The following is a 20,825-nucleotide window of genomic DNA, read 5'->3' as shown; positions in this document are numbered from 1 at the left end:
CAAATATTAATTAGTCTTTGTTACCACTTCTAAATGCACGTTTTCGGTCATTTTCCGTCAAATGACGTTTACGAAGACGGATAGATAACGGTGTTACTTCAACTAATTCATCATCGTCAATAAACTCTAACGCTTGTTCTAATGACATTTTAATTGGTGGTGAAAGTGTTGTTGCTTCGTCAGTGCCAGATGCACGCATATTAGTCAATTTTTTACCCGTTAAACAGTTAACAGTTAAATCGTTTGAACGAGTATGAATACCAATAATTTGACCCTCATAAACTTCAGCACCATGACCTAGGAATAATTTACCACGGTCTTGCAAGCCATAAAGCGCATAAGCCAATGCTTTACCTGTACCGTTTGAAATCATTACACCATTATTACGCTGACCAATTTCACCTGGACGAACATCATCGTAATGGCTAAAAGTAGAGTAAAGTAAACCAGTACCTGAAGTCATCGTCATAAATTCAGTTCTGAAACCGATAAGTCCACGGCTTGGAATGACGTAATCTAAACGCACACGGCCTTTACCATCTGGTAACATGTTTGTTAGATCACCTTTACGCAAACCTAGTGCTTCCATTACTGAACCTTGATGCTGCTCTTCAATATCAAGCGTAACTTGTTCAAATGGTTCTTGTTTTTTACCATCAATTTCTCTAAAGATAACTTTAGGACGAGAAACCCCTAACTCATAGCCTTCACGGCGCATATTTTCAATTAACACTGACAAGTGTAATTCACCTCGACCAGATACTCTAAAGGCATCGGGGTCAGGTGTTTCTTCAACACGAAGTGCTACATTATGTACAAGTTCTTTTTTCAAACGCTCAAGAATTTGACGCGATGTCACAAATTTACCTTCTTTACCAGCAAATGGTGAGCTATTAACATTAAAGAACATAGTTACTGTTGGTTCATCAACAGTTAGCGCTGGTAAAGCTTCAACGCAACTATTATCACAAATCGTGTCTGAGATACCGAGCTCACCAAGACCTGTTAATGCAATAATATCACCAGCTTCAGCAACTTCTGCTTCATAACGTTGTAGGCCTAAATGACCTAGCACTTGTCCTACTTTACCTGTACGTTTGTTACCTTCACTATCAACAATAGTCACTTGTTGATTTGGTTTAACACGACCACGTTTGATTCGTCCAATACCAATAACACCAACATAATTATTATAATCAAGTTGTGAAATTTGCATTTGGAATGGACCATCTAAATCCACTTTTGGTGGTTCAACATGTTTAACAATCGCTTCAAATAGTGGCGTCATATCTTCAGCCATATTTTCATGTTCTAAGCCCGCAATACCCATTAATGCAGAAGCATAAACGATAGGGAAATCTAACTGTTCATCAGTCGCCCCCAAATTAACGAACAAATCAAACACTTGGTCAACCACCCAATCAGGTCTAGCTCCTGGTCGGTCTACTTTATTGATAACGACAATCGGTTTTAAACCATAAGCAAATGCTTTTTGCGTTACAAAACGGGTTTGAGGCATTGGTCCATCCATTGCATCAACAAGCAATAATACCGAATCAACCATTGACATAACACGCTCAACTTCACCGCCAAAATCAGCATGCCCTGGTGTATCAACGATATTTATTCGATAACCATTCCAATCAATTGCGGTATTTTTAGCTAAAATGGTAATACCACGCTCTTTTTCAAGCGCATTCGAATCCATTATACGTTCATTGTCATCGCCACGTAGGTTATCAAGCGTACCTGACTGTTTTAACAATTTATCAACCAGAGTAGTTTTACCATGGTCAACATGGGCAATAATGGCTATATTTCTTAAATTTTCAATCACAATTAAAATCCCAATTAGGAGATAGATTCTTTAGGCGCAGTATTGTACACCTTTTTAGTTGAAATGTTGATCTATATCACAAAGTTTATTGAAAAGAACTTTATAACTTGAAAAAATCAGAAAAATATTGAATTTTTTTGTTAAAGTTTTTAGATTAATTTGCTATTTGTGTATAAAATTGATACGCAAATTCATCTACCTTTTCCCAATTTGTGTATTCAATAACAGGCTTTGTCACATCGGTATCCCCTTTGCCTAACCACATAATAAAACGGATCATATTACGATCGAACCAGTTATATTGTGGATAATATAAAGCGCCCGCAAATACTGCTGTTAAAGTTGGTTTCCAAGCAATCTTAGCTAAAAATTTTTTAGTATATAAATTAGTTTCAGGAGTATTTTTATTAGGTTTTCTTGCAACCATATTTACTCCAAAAAAACCTGATTTAATTTGATTTAATTCTTGAGAATTATCATTAATAAACTTTTTCATTACATTACTATAAAAACCATAGCGAATAGAACTTCCTAATAAGACGGATTGATATTTTGATAAATCGATTTTTGTATTAGGTAAAAGCTCGATCACATCACAATCACATTGGTCTTCTATTTGTTTCTTTATGCGTTTCATAATTTTAAGCGTTTGCTTCTCATGAGTTGTATAGAGTAATAAAACTTTTATTGCAGTGCTCATCATTTTTCCTTCTTAAAAACACTTGTTCAATTCTAATAATACTTTTTTATCAAAAAAGTAACAAAATAAGGATGATTTTATTAAAATTTTTGATTATAGTGTTAAGTTAATTTAACCAGTTCGGAACCAATTATGGCAATTTCACCACCAAAACTGAGTGCTATTATTTTGGCGGCAGGAAAAGGCACACGAATGTATTCCAACATTCCTAAAGTTTTACATAAAATCGGATCTAAACCGATGTTACAACATGTTATTGATACAGTTCAACAACTTAATACTAATCATATCAATATTGTTTATGGGCATGGCAAAATACAGCTTGAAAAAGCGCTTAAAGATCAAAATGTTCAGCTCATTTATCAAGCTGAACAGCTCGGCACTGGCCATGCTGTACAACAAGCCATATCTTACATTCAAGATGACGAAGATATCTTAATTTTATATGGTGACACCCCACTTATATCGGCTCAAACACTACAAACTTTAATTGCTAATAAACCTCAACAAGGTATCGCTTTATTAACCGTTATTCTTAAAGATCCAACTGGTTATGGGCGCATTGAACGCAAAAATGGCAAAGTTGTTGCTATTATTGAACAAAAAGATGCTTCATCAGAGCAACAAAAAATCAACGAAATTAACACCGGTATAATGCTAGTTAATGGAAAATTATTGAAAAATTGGTTATTACGTTTAACCAACAATAATGCACAAAAAGAATTCTACTTAACCGATATTATTGCTTTTGCGCATCAAGATGGTTATGAAATCTTAACCTCATACCCAGTTCAACAATTTGAAGTTGAAGGTGTTAATAATCGCCTGCAATTGGCAATGTTAGAAAGGCAATATCAACAACTGCAAGCTCAGAATTTATTACTAGCTGGTGTAACACTACTTGATCCAAATCGCTTTGACTTACGAGGCACACTATCGCATGGTAAAGATGTTACGATTGATTGTAATGTAATTATTGAAGGAAATGTCAAACTAGGCAATAACGTATTTATTGGTGCAGGCTGTGTCTTAAAAAATTGCTCAATTGATGACAATTCAACAATCAGTCCGTATAGCATTATTGAAGATTCAACTATCGCTAAACAGTGCACTATCGGGCCTTTCGCCCGTCTACGACCTGGTTCACAGCTTGATGAACAAGCCCATGTTGGCAACTTTGTTGAATTAAAAAAAGCACATCTAGGCCAAGCAAGCAAAGCGGGACACTTAAGCTATCTTGGCGATAGCGAAATTGGTAGTAACGTCAACATAGGTGCAGGCACCATCACCTGTAATTATGACGGTGCAAACAAATTTAAAACTATTATTGAAGATGATGTGTTTGTCGGTTCTGATACGCAATTAATTGCACCTGTAAAAGTGGGTAAAGGAGCAACTATTGCAGCAGGAACAACGGTTACCAATAATGTGAATGAGAACGAATTGGTGGTTAGTCGTGTAAAACAAAGACAAATTGCTGATTGGAAACGACCAATAAAATCTAACTAACAAAGTTTAAACTAAGTGTAGTATTTTTGATACTATCACTAGCTATGGTGTAACAAAGGTTCTATCATAATTTTTCTATTCAGTGAACTTCAAGGATTTAACTGAATAGAAAAAATTTAAACACTTAAAAAACGCGACTCAATGAATCGTTGTACATTATTCTAGCAGTTCTTTAATAATTAGCTATTTAAAGATAAAAACTTTGTTTCCCTTCTCTTTATTTTGCGCTATTCTCGGAAACCAATTTACTTTCTTATAAGGTAGTGACATTACAATTATTACATTCCAAGCAATCGATCTTTTGAAAAAGCCAACATGTCTGTTAATCACCTTAACTTAATATAAATATTGATATTAAATATAATTCAGATAGCAAAGCAGGCTATAACCATAACATGCAAAAATTATCTATAAACAGCTTAGTCGGTTTGTCCATATTGAAGATAATGCAGCTACTGGCGTATCATGTAGCACATTGAAATGACAGGTATTGATCCACTGCAAAACTTGGCAAACAGTAACAGCTGAATAAATTGGCTGTATTAAAGGCTTAAAGAGGCTAACAAGTATCTAGTTGATATCAAACCAATCATGAAGCACCCGAAGCAAGCTAATTATAATATTATTAGGTTAAATATTATTTGATTAATTAGAATAAAAATATTCCAATATATAAAAAACCTTTATATCAATAATTTAAAACAGCTTATCTTTTAAAAGCATCTTTCATCGAAGCCGCAATCTGATATTTATCTGGAAAATAAATTTGTTATTTTTGAATATAGCACCCTTATAATAATCCATTAAATAATGAACTATCAGAGGCAACAATAACATAAATGCCATTGAAACCTTGAGCAACAACACTGTTATCTAATACAGCTGATAGCTTGCCTGAAAATAAAATTATTCAAACATTAAGCAATAAATTTGCCAGTGTAATTTTTTCCTTTAAGCCTGAACCTTTTCATGTCTATATAACTATACCTGTATATCCCGAAGGATTATTAAATACAGAATATATTATGGCTACCATTCATCAAACCGTACAAACTATTGTAGTTTGTCATGATAGTTTTCTTAGCCGCATTCGCAAACATTTATAGATTTATTAACAACTGATTAAAAATAAAATACCACATAAAGATTGGCAAAATTGGACCCTATCTATTACGATAAAATGGACCAAGAATACAAAAAATAGAGTTAAAAGAGTATAACAAATATGTTATCTTACTTAATTTGAGCTGTTAGGCTACCGCACTGTCACCAAATAAATCTATGTACATAGCAAATTAACCACTATTGATGATCTGTATGTATTAGTTGGCAATGCCAACATTAATGATGTGTAGCCTATTAGGTAGGCAAAATCCAGCACTCGCTGCATTAATTGTTGATAACTATTTGCAAACCATTAATTGCTCTGAATCTGGCTGGCAATGCTTGTTAGGAAATTTGCCTATTAATTACAAACCAAAATTTGGCAATAGCCATATGGTGAAGGTTTATCTCAATCCATTAAAATCCTTGAACTTAGTCAGTAGTTTAATAGCATTCCTCTTCTAAACTAAATATAATACGGATATTTTTGAATCAATTTTTCCATTTACACCAAGGAATTATTTATATTCTGAGGGGGACAAAAGAGACAAAGAAATTTGCATCAATTTAACCAGTTTTGAATTATGAAAAATTAGGACAAGAAACAAAACAACAATGCCGACGCGATTATTTAATGTTTTTCCACATGTGAATTGTTTGAGGTGCCGCAAACTGTACGTAAATATATCCTTTTTACCTTTGTCGCCGGTAATAATGCCAACACGCCACTTAATTTAACTGTCTCTTTTCAGTTGAAAAAGCCCCGATATATTTATCTCGTTTACCGAAAACACATGTTCACTTACCAATCTATTGGGCTATGAAGCCAAAGACGAAATCAATCTATTTTAGAACAATAATTATGATATAGATAATTAAAATATCAAAGACATTAAATTGTTGGGTTTTCTTATAAAGTATCGCGATATCAAATTGGATGGACGTAAAGGCATCGCTGATTTTTTTGAAATATGTTATTAGGACAAAACAATCGTGTTAAAAACGGCTTTCTTGGTCATGTTTTAAGATAAAAAAGATTATCGATAGATATTTTTATCTTAAAAAAATGAAAAAAACCAAAAATTTAACCTTAATACCAACAATAAAAAATTGTCTTCATTTCCCACTATTGCAATTAGCCGGTATAATGCCAGCAATTTTATTGTTAAGTGGATTATGCATGAAAACGCTATTTGCCAGTACATCTCGCGGGCTTGAAGAGTTATTAAAAAAAGAGTTAGAACAAACTGGGGCAATTAATTGTAAAATTGCGCAAGGTGGTGTTTATTTTGATGCCGATGACAAAACGCTATATCAATCATTATTATGGTCGCGTTTGGCATCTCGCATTTTACTACCTATTGCCGAGTTCGACATCTATAGCGATTTGGATCTGTACTCTTGTGTGTTTAATATTAAATGGCCAGATATTTTTGCTGTTGATAACTCTTTCGTGATTAATTTTGTTGGCGTAAACGAATTTATCCGTAATAGTCAATATGGTGCGCTAAAGATCAAAGATGCTATTGTTGATCACTTTTTGCGTCATACTAATGAACGTCCTAATGTAGCAAAACAAGATCCCGATATTCGACTTCATGCTTATTTAAATAAAAACCGTGTCACACTATCTTTAGATCTAAGTGGTAATAGTTTACATGAGCGTGGTTATCGAGAGCAAACAGGGAAAGCCCCACTAAAAGAAAGCCTAGCGGCAGCTATTATTATGCGTTCTGGTTGGAAAATAACTGAGCCATTGCTCGATCCGATGTGTGGTTCAGGTACATTACTAATTGAAGCCGCAATGATCGCATCACAAATCCCTCCCGGTTTACATCGTAAACAGTGGGGATTTTTTGCTTGGAAAGGCTTTAATCCGACATTGTGGAACGAATTACTTTTCACCGCAAAGCATAACGTATCCAAAATAAACACACCATTTATCGGTTATGATAATAATGCTACAGTACTTGAACGGGCCAAACAAAATGCCCTCCAAGCAGGAGTGGGAGATTTAATTACTTTTTCGATGCAAGATGTGACACAACTGACCAATCCATTGCCAACTGAAACGGTAGGCATGATCATCAGTAATCCACCTTATGGAGAACGCTTAGAAAGCGAACCAGCGCTTATTGCTTTGCATACGGCACTTGGTCGACAGATCAAACAAAATTTTGGTGGATGGCGATTATCATTATTTAGCGGTGCACCACAGTTGTTAGATTGCTTACAAATGAGAGCAGAAAGACAATTCAAAGCAAAAAATGGACCACTCGACTGTATACAAAAAAATTATGTCATTGCCAAGCGTAACACTGAAGAAGCAATCACAAATTCTACAATGCCGGCTACTGATTTTGCTAACCGATTACGGAAAAATAAACAAAAGTTAGAAAAATGGGCTGCTCAAGAACGACTAGAATGCTATCGGCTTTATGATGCAGATTTGCCTGAATACAATGTCGCTATCGATTGTTATAAAGATAAAATAGTGATGCAAGAATACGCAGCGCCGAAAAACATTGATCCACAAAAAACTCGCCAACGGCTTTTTGATATTATTAATGCCACCATGTCAGTGCTTGAGCTTACCGCCGATCAGTTAGTATTAAAAACAAGAGAAAAGCAAAAAGGTAAACAGCAGTACCAAAAGCTAGGACAAAAACAGGACTATTTTTTAGTCCATGAATACCCGATTAATCAGCGCAAAACCACATTTTGGGTTAATGTGACCGATTATTTAGATACAGGATTGTTTTTAGATCATCGCTTAGCACGAAAAATGATTGGTGAAATGAGTGCAGGAAAAGACTTTCTAAACCTATTTGCCTATACAGGTAGTGCAACGGTTTATGCTGGACTTGGCGGAGCAAAATCAACCACCACGGTCGATATGTCTCGCACCTATTTGGAATGGGCAGATCGTAATTTAAAACAAAATGGTTTAACAGGTAAAAAACATCGATTAATTCAGGCGGATTGTTTGCTCTATTTATCTCAAGCTGATGAACAATTCGATTTAATTTTTATCGATCCACCGACATTTTCAAATTCAAAACGCATGAACGATACCTTTGATGTTCAGCGTGATCATCTAAAATTGATGTCCGATTTAAAACGCTTGATACGCCCTAATGGAACGATTATCTTTTCGAATAATAAGCGTGGTTTTAAAATGGATAGTATCGGTATGCAAAACCTAGGGCTAGTCTATCAAGAAATTACCAATAAAACGCTATCGCTGGATTTTAAACGCAACAAGCAAATACATTGTTGCTTTATTATTAAGCATCAATCATTGTAATTTTTACCAAACGTCTGGGAGCTTAATTAAGCTCAATACTTTGTATTGTTAGGTAATTTTCTTTAAGTAAACATAAAAACTTACCTAATAATACTTAACGAAATAAATATTTTACTCATCAAAACAACAACCCTCATATGAGGGTTTAAAAATGCGTGAATTGATTCGTTATTTAAAATTAAAGTTACTTAGTACTTTGTATTCAATATATTGATTTGTTGCTCTTATAACTTTTAATTCAACGCCTTTGTATCTGATATTTCTTGAATTTGATAAATCATATTCAACATTATTCGAAAATGCAGGGCGAGCATAATCATCATTAAATTCTTTATAAGCGATATTAATTTTGTTTCCTATTTTTCCATTATAAATTAATACCTGTTGGAAGGTATTTTGATTGGTAGCTTTTTTCTTATGGTAAGAAAATATAATATTGCTGTTACAAAGCGATCCACCTTTAGTGGTTATAATACATAAATCGTTATTTCTTTTATCTGTTCTAATACCAGCGGGAATATCAGCAAAAATCGATTTACCCACAGCAGCACCTGAATTCAACTCTTTCAAACCAAAAAACATATAATTTTCGTCTTCACCTACTTTAGGATATTCCCCTGCTTGTATAGTATAATCGACAATTCGGCTAATAACCGTAGTATGAGGAAATTCGATCACATCTCTTGCGGCTACTGTACCTTGCCTTACGATGTCATCGCCAACAAAAGTTTTAGTAATAACATTTAATGCTGGATAACTAAATTGTTTTTTGTCTACAACATAATTGTATTTTACTGAATTACAACCACCTAAAATAAAGCTTAATAGGGTTATAAATAATAATTTTTTCATACAATAATTCCTAATATTAAATCTTGTTAATGATATGGGGTTTTTACATTTTGGGCAATAAAAAAACCTTGAATCAAAATTTTATACAACTTAGATACAGCAAAAATCAGTTAAACCAATAACCAAAGAGGCATTCAGATTTTTAAATTCAGAAATAAAGCTAATTTGATCTTTAAAAATCATTTAAAAACGTTTGTTATTTTATAATATGCGGTCATTTTTGACGCTAACGCACTACTAATACCGATGTTTTAGCGCCACGGACTACACCTGAAGCATTTGATCCTAATAGATGCGTAGCAATATTTGGGCGACGAGATCCCAAAATAATTAAATCGGGTTGCATTTCTTCCGCTAAGTTTAGGATTTCGTCCCGTGGGTTACCAAAAGCTATCGAAAAGGATAGATTTTCTTTTGGTAAATCTATCAAATCCATCAAGTTATTTAACCATTGTTCAGTTTCAATGGTTGCTTTATCTTTAAATTCATCAAAACCAAAAGAAAACGCATTCACAATAGCTGATGCGACTGGCAATGTATGAAAGAATATTACATGGGCATTAGACAATTTAGCTAAACACTCTACATGTGGTATTACCTTTTTAGTTAATTCATCTTCAAATACATCAATAGGAACTAAAATCTGTTTGTACATAATTATCCCCTTAAGAAACTAAAGCATTTATCGTCTATCTATTTTGTCAACTAGCAATATTGAATTAGTATGATGCTAATTTTAAATTTAATCTTTAATTACTTTTCATGGTTAACTATCTTAATACATTACAATAATATTCTAGAATTTTTTTGAAAAAGTAAAATATTTTTTGTTAGTTTAATAGCGGGAGAGCACGATCATTCATTGGTTTAATATAAAACCAACACTTGAACAAATTATTCTGTTTTATCGCCAATAGCCATTAGGAAAATGCCTTCCTATTACTGATACTATACAATTTCAAATTATGCCAGATTGGTTATAATAGCTTGACATGATGAAAAGCGAATTAGCATTACAAGTTGTTTAACGGATTTTGTATATATTACTTATTCTAGCTAGCCTTTTTATGGATGAATGTTACCAACGGCAAGGCATCAGTAAAAATTAATTAAGACAAGTGAAGAAAAATAGTGGCAAACATGTTCAATTATCCTACTGCATAACAGACCTTTGATTATTATGGGCATATCGAATTTAATACGCATCTTTCATCTTGGATCTATAAGAGGAATTTAATATGAGAATCATATTAGCATCAACATCTGTATCCCGTAAAAAAGTGCTCGAAAAATTAGCTATCCCTTTTGAGTGTGTACCGCCTGTATGCGATGAAACACCGCTAGTCGGTGAATCAGCTAAGCAATTGGTGGTTCGGTTAGCTAAACTTAAAGCCCAATCATTAGCGACGCAGTTTGCTGATAGTTTAATTATTGGCTCTGATCAAGTTGGTGTGTTAGACGGTAATATTGTTTGCAAACCACATACAATTGATAATGCCCGTAAACAGCTTCGACAAAGCAGCGGTAAAGCTTTCTATTTTTATACTGGTATGACAGTAATTAATACCAAAACACAACAACAAACCACTATTTGCGAACCATTTAAGGTGACTTTTCGGCATTTAACTGATTCAGAAATTGATGCTTACATTAGCAAAGAGAAGCCACTACAATGTGCTGGTAGTTTTAAATGTGATGAACTGGGCATCACCCTGTTTGATAAACTTGAAGGTGATGATATTAATTCATTAGTTGGGTTGCCATTATTAAAACTCAATAAAATTATGATCGACATGGGTTGTAATCCACTTTTAATATAATAATTTAGTTAATAAATAGACCCATTAGTCAATAAATCGTCCTGCTGACATTTTCATGATTTTTTGGCTATAACAAGCAACATCATGATCATGAGTGACAATTAATAATGCTGTACCTTGTTGATGAATTTCAGACAGTAGTTGCATGATTTCAGCTGCGCTTTCTTCATCAAGATCACTGGTTGGCTCATCAGCAATAATCATTTGTGGTTTACAAATCAGTGCTCGCAATATCGCAATACGGCGCATTTCACCTCCAGACATATTAGCTGGGTATGCATCTTGCAAATGGCTTATTTTGGCTTTTTCAAGCAACCTATTAGCTTCATTTAAGGGATTTTGGTTTTCTCGCTTGGTTAAATAAAAAGGCAGACGAATATTATCAATTGCTGTTAAATTAGGTAGTAAACTGCTACCTTGAGGAATATAACCAATATGCTGATTACGAAAGGCAGATACTTGCTGATCATTATGATCAAACAAATTTGTATTATTAATAGTGATTTTTCCTTGCGTTGGTGTAAGTAAACCAGCAATCATATTTAGCAAAGTCGTTTTACCACTGCCTGATTTACCCATAATGCATATAAAGTCATCTTTTGCCATTGAAAAACTAACATTATTCACAGCTGAAAAGGTTTGTTGCCCTCTTGTGTAATCTTTACGTAGGTTTTTAACATTCAGTAACATTATTCGCCCTCTCTAAGGGTACTATAAGTATCAAATTTAGTCATAGATAAGGCACTATAGATACTTGATAAAGGTCCTATAATTAGCGTAAGAATAAAAACAACAATTGCATATAATAATGCATCAAATAGTGAGATATTTACACACGGCAAACCAATAGATTGGCAGATTAATAAACTAAATGCATAAAGTAATACCGAGGCGATAACAATGCCACTAACTCCGCCTAATCCACTAATTATTAAAGATTCACGAAGCAACATTTTAACTAAATCACGCCGTGACGCGCCTAATACCCGTAATAAGCTAATTTCACGCTTGCGTTCATTTAATGTTGAAGAAAAGATAACAAAGATCACAATAATGGCTAAAACCCAAAAAATAGCTGATAGGCTATATACAATGGTTGAAAAGCTAGTTAACCATTTAGATATATTACTTAGCATACCTTTGGTCATAATAAAATCAATATTATAGTCAATAGCGTATCTGGGCATAATTTGATTAACAATATCTTTAGGTTGATAATCTGAATTGACCTTAATAAAAATCGATGAGGCATAATCAGTAAAATGGTCAACATCTCCTTCAATTAATTTTGCATTTTTCATTAATGATTGTGCTGCTGGCATAGTCATAAAGACAGAGGTATCAAATCCCATCCCTGTGCTATCCATTTTAGCAATAATTTTAAAAGGATGATTAAAAAATAAGATTTCATCGCCCACATCAGAACTAATTTTAGAACCAACAACGACTTGATTATCAGTAAGTGGCTCTGAAAGTTGTGATTGTAACCAAGGCTTAATTATAAAATCAGTATGCTGTTCAAAACCAATTAATTGGACTTTAGACGAACAACATCCTGCATTTAATGAAGCAATAAATAGCTGAGGTGAAATGGCCTCAATACCTTTGATACCTTTTATTTTATCAATCAAATCTACTTTTAAATAAAAAGTACTCGGTTCACCACGCAATAAGGCAACCTCCATATTTTTTTCGTAACCATTAGGCACAATAAGAATATCTGCACCTAACCTGTTAGCCATGCCTGAAATACCAAGGCTGAGATTTTTCATCAGTATACTTCCACCAAACAGCGTTGCCGAAAAAAGCGTAATGATGATAATCAAACAGCAACTTCTAAATGGTCGCCGCTGAATATTTCGCCATGCTAAATTTGCCATGGTAATCGGTTTTTCGTGCATATTGACTTTCCTGCTTGTTGGATTTGAATATTATCTTTACCTATATCAGGTAAAGATAAATATGGTATTTGTTTGCTAACAAAGGCTATCGATTTTTTGTTTTTTTATTTAAATAATAAATATTAACTGCTGAGGCAATAAATAATAAACCCGATAATAATACTAAGGCAGGCTTAGAGCCCATATTGCACCGCATCATTTCGTTAGAACAAACGCCAATTAGGATCGTTGGAATTGCAGCGGCTAACAACGATATGCAAGCTGTCGCCATACTTAACCCTATTCTCACAAAAGCCGTACGACTAATCAGCAGTAATGCTCCGACGGCTATTACTAAACAACCAATGCCAATTTCAGCCCTTGCTGTCCAAAAACATTTCATAATTTTTCCTGTACTAGCGTGCATATGTCCACTATGTGCACGCTCACCACTAACACCGTTCATTGTATTACTCATACTATGGCCCATAGTGTCAACAGGTGTTACAACAGACTCTGGCGGTGGACAAACTGGCAATATATATAATGGAAATAAGATAATTAATACGCCAATAATAATAAAGGTACTTGATGAAATAAGACGGTTTTTCATATACGACAACCTTTTGTTGGTTAGTTGTTAATTACACGCGCGACTTTGCCGTGCTCTAGTACTACGGTGGTTTGTGCATGTTTTGACACTTCTAGTGAGTGAGTAACCACAATGATTGTACTGCCTTCTTCGTGCAGTTGATGCAGTAAATTCATGACCATCGCTTCATTGCTTTCATCTAAATTACCTGTTGGTTCATCGGCTAGAATTAATTTTGGATAATTAATCAATGCTCTAGCAATACAAACACGTTGTTGTTCGCCACCTGATAACTGCCTTGGTAAGTGTTTAGCACGAGCTGCAAGCCCAACACGTTCAAGCGCTTGCATGGCTTCTTTTTCGTCGACCATACTATGATAATACTGAGCAAGCATGACATTTTCGAGTGCGGTTAAATACGATACTAGGTGAAATTGTTGAAAGATTAGACCTATTTTGTCTCGACGTATTTCAGTTAATTGTGACAAAGAAAGCTGAGTAATATCTTGCCCGTCTAAAATAACCGAACCAAGTGAAGGTTTATCCATACAACCAATGATATTCATCAAAGTTGTTTTACCGCTACCAGAAGGTCCCATAATTGATAGCCATTTACCTTCTTCAACTGTTAAATTTACTTCAGACAGTGCATGTAGTGAACCATAAATTTTAGACACATTATTTACTTCGAGTATATTCATACTTTATATCCTATTCGCCACGTAAAACTAACGCAGGTTCGACTTGTAGTGCTCGTTTTACTGGAATTAAACACGCAATTACCGTAACTATCACTGAGATAATAACTGTGGTTGGAATCAGATAAAACTCAATAATAATTGAACGGCCAAACACATTGGTACTAATGATTTGTGCAAAAATAAGCCCGCAAATTGCACCAATAATGCCACCAAGGATACCTAAAACGATCCCTTCAGCTAAAAATTCTTTGGCGATACTTTGGTTATTAGCTCCAATTGCCTTTTTAAGCCCAATTTCTTTACGACGCTCCATTACCACTGTCATCATTGTTGTGGCCACGCAAATCATCGTTAGTACTAATACCACAAAAGTGACTAAATAAAGTAATGAGGACAATTTGCCAAGTACCGATGTTTCAGATTTTGTCACCCATTTGATCAAATGCGGTGTTATTGTAGTGGATTGTTGCTTGATATTTTCAATATACTGCTTTAACTCAGCTTCAGTCGCCGTAATGCTTACTTCAACCACTTCGGCTTGTTCATTTTCTTCTAATAGTTGTTGTAAATCATGTAAATCAATAAAAATAAAACCATCTTCGGTTCGTCCTGTTTTAACAATGCCAGTTATTTTTAGATCCTCATCAAAACGTGAATTTTGCTTAGATTTACCTGAAATTGGCATAGTACCACCAACGCTTAAGTTAGCAAAATTAGCAATATCAATACCAATCATTATTTCATGTGGGTTTTGTGGCAATGCGCCTTCAATGTGCCAATAAGGGCTAGTTTTTGTTACTTGTTTAAAGTCAGTGCCCACAATAGTATAAGGATGCTGATTACTGCGAATTGACGCATAACGAAACGGGGTTACGCCGAGTAATTTATCTTTCGGTAAAAAACTCACTGCGTTATTAACATCCGTCATTGCTACCGTTGGCTGGTTATTAGCAGGTAACAATAGAAGATTAGCACCATAGGAACGGAACTCTTGTCCCATTTGCCTTGGGATATCATAACAAAGTGTGATCATACCAAGAAGCACTGTTGCACCAATAGCAACGCCAAGCAAGGCAATGGCAATGCGAGAACGGCGTCGGATAAGTGAACTTAACACGGTTTTAATTATAAAGCGCCTATTTTTATTGATCATGAGACTTACCTTTCACCTTATCGACCATGTAGCACATCAGTTGGACGCAAAAACATCATAATACGTAATGCAGGTAAACTACCTAAAAAAGTAATTAAGACCACCATAATTAGGGCTAAAGGAATAATTATCATCTTAGGCTCAACAAAAGAACCAAACACTGTATGACCAATAATTTGCGCAAAACCAAAACCAATAAAGTAACCAAAAAATCCACCAAGTAAGGCAATAATAAAGATTTCAGTTAATATTAGCATTGCAACAGCTGTATTAGTTGCACCAAGCGCTTTTAATAGACCAATTTCGGTACTGCGCTCTATAACGTTAGCAGTAACCAAATTCGAAATAGCAAGCGCCGAACAAATCAATGATAAGATAGTTAGTAATAACATTAGTAATTGTGTTTTTTGTAAAATGGATCCTTCTGACTCAGCAACTTGCATAATAGCTTTCACACGCACATCGGGCATTAACTCTTCTAGCTGGTATGCAATTGAGCTAATATAAGCAGTGCAATACCATGTATCCCATTCTGTTCTAGATAAACTGTTTGGATCTTGCGCTGCTTTACGAGCTAATTCGTTTTCTGGAGTGGTTAATGCACTAACCTCAACACGTTCAACCAGTCCTGATTTATCTGCAATATTTTGAGCAACAGGCAATGATACATAGATCCGCGTATCTTCAGCACCACCACTATGAAAAATATTATTAATAGTTAATGTAAACTTTTTGTTTGTTTTCGTTGAAATTATATCTATCGTATCGCCTAGCTTTAGATTCCACTGTTTGGCTACAGATTCACCCACCATAGCTCCTTGCAAATTATCATCGGTCATGGTGTTTCCTTCAATTGTCCACCATGATTTCATAGCTAACATACCGGTATTAACTTGATCTCCTGTTGGAATATTAAGTTGTTTATTGAACCAAGTACCAACAACTGTAATCGGTTTATCGTTAAAGGTGGCTTGCGTCGTTAGGAAAGGGGCAAAATCAACAATATTATAAGCCCAAAAGATCATCTTGATTTTGACTAAATCATCTTGCTTAATATACTGTATCGCCTGCTGTTTATCGTTATTATCCAGTTGATACATTTCGCTAATTACTGCACTACCACGAGGAACTATATTTAGATTAGCACCATAAGCTTTTAGCTCTTGATTAACTTTACCCCCCACATCAAACATTACGTTTAACATAGCAGTAGCAAGCGAAACACCCAATGCAACCGTTAAGGCAATAAGAAAAAGTTTCTTTTTTTGGCGAATTAAAACACTTAATAACATTCTACAAAACATACAATATTCCTTTTAATACGCTTTTATTTGAAACGGCTTTTCTCTGCTTCAAGGTTAGCTGGACGAATCACCATATTGCCGTTAATAATTTCGTATTTAAGTGGAACTGGGTTACATCCTCCTGAAAATCCAATCGTTGCAATGTTCATTACTACATCGCACAAAATACAAACAACTTGATCACCGCGTTGGTAGTAACCACTTGCACCACAAATATCACAAGCATCAAAACCTACACCATAAGCATTATCGCTTTTTTTAATAATAATAAAGCGAACTAAAGTTCCATCTGTTGCTTGATAACCATAACGATGCAAATTACCGTCGTTCACTTTATCGAGAGGGATAACAATTAAGCCATCAGCATTAGGCGATATAGGCTCTGCCGGTGTAAGTTCTACGCCTTTTTCAAAAATGTAACGTGCGCGCGTCACAGTATATGCGGTTATTGCTGTACCAGCCACAATCATTAGGGCAGATCTTCTATCGCTACGTAATTGCGCTTTAAGTTTACGAATTTGAGCAGGGTTATTACCCATTAACGAAGTTGTTTTTGATTTGATATACAAAACAATGGCTAAACAAAGCACTATTGCCATGAAAATAAAAATAAAGAAATTAACATGACCAAGAATAAAAATAACCAACTCCATCATCCATGGTTGGGATGAAATAAAACGCCTAACAATTAAAATTTGTAAAATATTAATACTATTTTGAATAGTGAAAATAATAATTGACAGTGAAGTAATAGCAAAAATAAATTTTGTCGATAATCGTCCACATATACGGAAAGTAAATAGCCCAGTTAACAAGATTATAAGTAAAGCAAATCCATAACCAACCCATTTAAGCAAGTAATCATTATTAAAAATAGAGTCCATTCCAACAGAAAACTCGAATGGATAGAGCATTAAATTAGGTAAAGACTGTGCGCTTATCAAGCTAATACTGAGCACAAATAACATTGTAAAAAAGAATTTACCAGTTCGATTATGGGTGGATTTTTGCAAGCAAATAGCAACAATCAGCGGTATAGCAATAATAACCCAAGGTATGATCACGCCAAGATCATAATATTCACGAACAGCAAACCCTGTGTTGCGTTTTAAAATGGCATAAATCAATGCAGCAATAAAGCCCAATACAAAACCAAACAAAATAATTTTTTTAATATGATGAGGCGTGGATCTTATAATTGCAGCGCTCAGTAGTGCCATCATCATTGCAGGAACGAAAGTATTATCGGTAATATTGATAAGGTATTGAAGCATATTCATTGCCTAACTATTGCAAATATTATTGGTGAGCATAATGCTCACCAATAACTGATTATTAATTATTTAATATAATTAGTTATTTTAAAATCATTACCATGCGCGTGGAATGTAATCAAAGTCCCAAGAGACTTCGATAGGTTTGCTCCAAAATCGTCCTTCCACACCTGTTTCTTTATCAACATGTAGTAAATAACCTTGTTTTTCTGGATTTTCAATCATAAATGTTACTTTATATTTACCAGCACCATCTAGTTTTATATTATTACCATAGTGAGGACCATCAGATGCATTCATTGGCATAAAGTTACCTTCAATCACTTTATCACTGCCTTGCTTTTGAATTTTATATTTTACAGTTAAGTAAGGAACAAAATCACCTACACCATAACCTAAGTTATTACCTTCTGCAGCTGAAATATCAGCTTCAATGTGCATGTCTGATTTTGAGGCTGGTAAACCACCCATACCAGCGGGTTCCATATCAACAGGTTGGAAATAAACAGCACCAATGTGTAATGGCCCCACGGTTACTTCATCACCAATTGGAAACTCTTCAAATCCTTTTTGTTCGCCTGGTGCCGGTGCTGCTGCGTGAACAAATGAAGATAAGGCAAGTATTGAAGCAATACCTGCTGATAAAACTAACTTTTTCATTGAAAACTCCTTCTTTTACTTTTTGAAAATTTATTACTTTTATTTTTTGGCATTAACACATCTCAGTTTTTAAATCCGCATTTATGCAATTTTAAACAAGTAGGCAATATTAATAATTATTGCTTTTTACAACTATGTTTAGCTTTGTAATACATGACAGAAACTACCACAATAAATACCATAATTATTTGTGGAACTAATGTCTCGACCGTTGGGTAAATACCTAAAACTTCGACAGAATGTATAAAATCAACAGAGGTAACTGGAATCATATCTGCCTCTTGTAATTCTTTTACTCCACCACCGGCAAAAGCTATTGCCATGATATACATTAAAATACTAGTACCAATAAAGAATGGGCGAATTGGTAATTTCATGGTACCAAAACGAATAACGACAAAAATAATCGCAAGAATTATCGTTCCAATAGCTAGTCCATACCAAACCATATCCATGTGTTCTTTAGCTTCAACTAGCATTGCTTGGTAAAACAAGATCGTTTCAGCTCCTTCACGAAAAACAGCTAAAAAGGCAGCAAAACCTAAGGCAAAGCGACTACCTGATGACACTGCAATTTGTACTTTTTCTTCAACATAGCTTTTCCAAGCCTCAGCTTCTGCCTTTGAAAACATCCAATTACTAATAAAAAATAGTACGACTGTTGCAAGGAGCATAGCAATTCCTTCCATGATTTCTTGATTTGCCCCGCTAATATCAAACACAATATGAAGAGCAATTGCCACTAAAATACTGGCAAAAATAGCTACAAGTGAGCTCATATAAACTACTTTTACCATGGCAAGATGTCCAGAACGAACCAAATAAGCTGAAATTGCCGCAATCACTAAAATCGCTTCCAGTCCTTCCCTAAAAATGATAATAAACGAAGCTAACAGAATGCTCCAACCGCTCTCTTGCTTACCATCTAGTTCGTTAGCATCTTCATGTAACATTTTTAAAATAGTATCAATTTCATTTCTAACGACTTTGTTCGACGCACCATCTGTCATTAAGCGCTTAATTTTGGCAAATTGATATTCGGTATCGGTTCCCCGTTTACCCGAAATATAAGACATAACCGCACGCTCAACCCCATGCTTTTCATAAAAGCCAAAATAAGCATTATTAACTCGAGCTTTAGCACGTTCAACATCTTTCATAAAATAGATATCATAAGCATCATTTAAGATGGTGTCCATTTCGTCAACAATAGCATTCCAACTTTCATACTTTTTTTCGGCAGCATAAGATGATGGAACCAAAGCCATTAAACTTCCAATAAGGAGCAAAGCAAGTGTTAAAAATCTCTCCACACTTTATACCTTCTTATTTTCCTATTATAAACATAGCAAGCGGTTTATCGCCTTCAGATAATTGTAATTCTTGGCGTATAGCTGCTGGTTTTATAGAATGGATATAACGAGCATTTAATTTTAAAGCTGCAGCAGCTAAATAGATATCTTGACTCATTGCACCTACAGCAGTATAACTAAAATTATTAATTTGCTCAGGTTTTACATCTTTAAATGCACTTTCTTCTGCAACAAAAACCAGTGAATAAGCCGCGCGCTTAATAAAAGCTTGTAGACCAATATTGGCACGAATGTCTTTTTTATTAATTTCTTTTAAATAGTGTCCTTCCCATTCATACAAATAAGAACCCTTTTCACTAGCTACATAAATTCGTACGTAAGGTGGTTTTCCTTTAAACATTGGGACTGTCCACCCCTTATCCCCACGATTTAAACCACTCGCAGCCCAAAGCACAGTTGAGAGTTCATTATCTGAAACTTGACCCATAGGAAAACCAGCACCAGAGGTTGATCCCCGATTTTTTAAACTTTCAAATAAACTCATTCCCCCACTAGTCTGAGGTGTTGGTAATCTAATATCAGCATAACAAAAAGACATTAAGAATATTGATGAGAATAAAGCAACAACTAAGTTACGAATAATGTACGGCATAGCAACCTCTGACATTTTTGTAATTATTTAGTGCAAGCATCTTATTGCTAATAATAATAATTATCAATATAAACAATCATATTTATTACCAATAATCGCATAAAAATCATTTAATATCACACAGTTACATATAAAATTTGTTTTGTTAATTTTTCTAAAAAATTAAA

The 20,825-nt window shown here is 34.5% G+C and carries 19 protein-coding genes; 5 read left to right on the top strand and 14 right to left on the bottom strand.

The features are described 5' to 3' along the window. Positions 1 to 10 precede the first annotated feature (10 nt). Positions 11 to 1,837 (bottom strand): ribosome-dependent GTPase TypA, encoded by a 1,827-nt coding sequence (gene typA, locus A9G48_RS08030; protein WP_034943518.1) that lies wholly within the window; start codon positions 1,835 to 1,837, stop codon positions 11 to 13. Between the two features lie 154 nt (positions 1,838 to 1,991). After that, on the bottom strand, positions 1,992 to 2,537 hold the full coding sequence (gene hemG, locus A9G48_RS08025) for a menaquinone-dependent protoporphyrinogen IX dehydrogenase (RefSeq protein WP_051825019.1): 546 nt from the start codon (positions 2,535 to 2,537) through the stop codon (positions 1,992 to 1,994). 138 nt (positions 2,538 to 2,675) lie between these two features. On the opposite strand from hemG, the gene glmU reads away from it, so the two are divergent. The 4 genes from glmU (at position 2,676) to rlmKL (ending at position 8,457) form a co-directional block, all read left to right on the top strand. Then, complete coding sequence (gene glmU / locus A9G48_RS08020) at positions 2,676 to 4,046, top strand: bifunctional UDP-N-acetylglucosamine diphosphorylase/glucosamine-1-phosphate N-acetyltransferase GlmU (RefSeq protein WP_442903341.1); 1,371 nt, start codon at positions 2,676 to 2,678, stop codon at positions 4,044 to 4,046. Positions 4,047 to 5,323: 1,277 nt separating this feature from the next. Next, positions 5,324 to 5,401, top strand: a complete 78-nt coding sequence (locus tag A9G48_RS12210) for a hypothetical protein (RefSeq protein ID WP_442903122.1) — start codon at positions 5,324 to 5,326, stop codon at positions 5,399 to 5,401. Next, positions 5,379 to 5,615 (top strand): hypothetical protein, encoded by a 237-nt coding sequence (locus A9G48_RS11380; RefSeq protein WP_141672984.1) that lies wholly within the window; start codon positions 5,379 to 5,381, stop codon positions 5,613 to 5,615. Before A9G48_RS12210 ends, A9G48_RS11380 begins: the two co-directional genes overlap by 23 nt. A gap of 715 nt (positions 5,616 to 6,330) precedes the next feature. Further along, positions 6,331 to 8,457: a bifunctional 23S rRNA (guanine(2069)-N(7))-methyltransferase RlmK/23S rRNA (guanine(2445)-N(2))-methyltransferase RlmL gene (rlmKL, locus tag A9G48_RS08010; RefSeq protein ID WP_051825105.1), complete on the top strand. Its 2,127-nt coding sequence runs from the start codon at positions 6,331 to 6,333 to the stop codon at positions 8,455 to 8,457. 168 nt (positions 8,458 to 8,625) lie between these two features. Here the strand turns inward: rlmKL and A9G48_RS08005 are convergent, their stop codons facing one another. After that, entirely contained in the window at positions 8,626 to 9,309 is a 684-nt protein-coding gene (locus A9G48_RS08005; protein WP_034943524.1) for a hypothetical protein, read from the bottom strand. A gap of 226 nt (positions 9,310 to 9,535) precedes the next feature. Next, entirely contained in the window at positions 9,536 to 9,964 is a 429-nt protein-coding gene (locus A9G48_RS08000; RefSeq protein ID WP_034943526.1) for a universal stress protein, read from the bottom strand. 583 nt (positions 9,965 to 10,547) lie between these two features. Here A9G48_RS08000 and A9G48_RS07995 point away from each other — a divergent pair. Further along, positions 10,548 to 11,129: a Maf family protein gene (locus A9G48_RS07995; RefSeq protein WP_065576054.1), complete on the top strand. Its 582-nt coding sequence runs from the start codon at positions 10,548 to 10,550 to the stop codon at positions 11,127 to 11,129. Between the two features lie 24 nt (positions 11,130 to 11,153). Here A9G48_RS07995 and A9G48_RS07990 read toward each other — a convergent pair whose 3' ends face one another. The 10 genes from A9G48_RS07990 to A9G48_RS07945 form a co-directional block, all read right to left on the bottom strand. Next, entirely contained in the window at positions 11,154 to 11,819 is a 666-nt protein-coding gene (locus tag A9G48_RS07990) for an ABC transporter ATP-binding protein (protein ID WP_065576053.1), read from the bottom strand. Continuing rightward, positions 11,819 to 13,030 (bottom strand): ABC transporter permease, encoded by a 1,212-nt coding sequence (locus A9G48_RS07985; RefSeq protein WP_065576052.1) that lies wholly within the window; start codon positions 13,028 to 13,030, stop codon positions 11,819 to 11,821. Before A9G48_RS07985 ends, A9G48_RS07990 begins: the two co-directional genes overlap by 1 nt. Positions 13,031 to 13,115: 85 nt before the next feature. Next, a complete protein-coding gene (locus A9G48_RS07980) occupies positions 13,116 to 13,622 on the bottom strand; it encodes a DUF4418 family protein (protein ID WP_065576051.1) in 507 nt (168 codons plus the stop codon). Between the two features lie 20 nt (positions 13,623 to 13,642). Beyond that, entirely contained in the window at positions 13,643 to 14,302 is a 660-nt protein-coding gene (locus tag A9G48_RS07975; protein ID WP_065576050.1) for an ABC transporter ATP-binding protein, read from the bottom strand. A gap of 10 nt (positions 14,303 to 14,312) precedes the next feature. After that, positions 14,313 to 15,455 (bottom strand): ABC transporter permease, encoded by a 1,143-nt coding sequence (locus A9G48_RS07970; protein ID WP_065576049.1) that lies wholly within the window; start codon positions 15,453 to 15,455, stop codon positions 14,313 to 14,315. Positions 15,456 to 15,472: 17 nt separating this feature from the next. Continuing rightward, complete coding sequence (locus A9G48_RS07965; RefSeq protein ID WP_034943538.1) at positions 15,473 to 16,759, bottom strand: ABC transporter permease; 1,287 nt, start codon at positions 16,757 to 16,759, stop codon at positions 15,473 to 15,475. 23 nt (positions 16,760 to 16,782) lie between these two features. Continuing rightward, positions 16,783 to 18,033: a Fe-S-containing protein gene (locus A9G48_RS07960; RefSeq protein ID WP_051825022.1), complete on the bottom strand. Its 1,251-nt coding sequence runs from the start codon at positions 18,031 to 18,033 to the stop codon at positions 16,783 to 16,785. A gap of 96 nt (positions 18,034 to 18,129) precedes the next feature. Beyond that, positions 18,130 to 18,693 (bottom strand): iron transporter, encoded by a 564-nt coding sequence (locus tag A9G48_RS07955; RefSeq protein ID WP_034943540.1) that lies wholly within the window; start codon positions 18,691 to 18,693, stop codon positions 18,130 to 18,132. A 116-nt stretch (positions 18,694 to 18,809) separates the two neighbouring features. After that, complete coding sequence (locus tag A9G48_RS07950; protein ID WP_218057856.1) at positions 18,810 to 20,006, bottom strand: FTR1 family iron permease; 1,197 nt, start codon at positions 20,004 to 20,006, stop codon at positions 18,810 to 18,812. A 13-nt stretch (positions 20,007 to 20,019) separates the two neighbouring features. Next, positions 20,020 to 20,658 (bottom strand): nitroreductase family protein, encoded by a 639-nt coding sequence (locus tag A9G48_RS07945; protein ID WP_034944694.1) that lies wholly within the window; start codon positions 20,656 to 20,658, stop codon positions 20,020 to 20,022. Between the last annotated feature and the right edge of the window lie 167 nt (positions 20,659 to 20,825).

The sequence above is a fragment of the Gilliamella sp. wkB18 genome (assembly GCF_001690875.1).
Taxonomy (GTDB): Bacteria; Pseudomonadota; Gammaproteobacteria; order Enterobacterales; family Orbaceae; genus Gilliamella; species Gilliamella apicola_A.
Note: the sequence above shows the minus strand (reverse complement) of the source record. Positions and strands in the feature narration are given on the sequence as shown.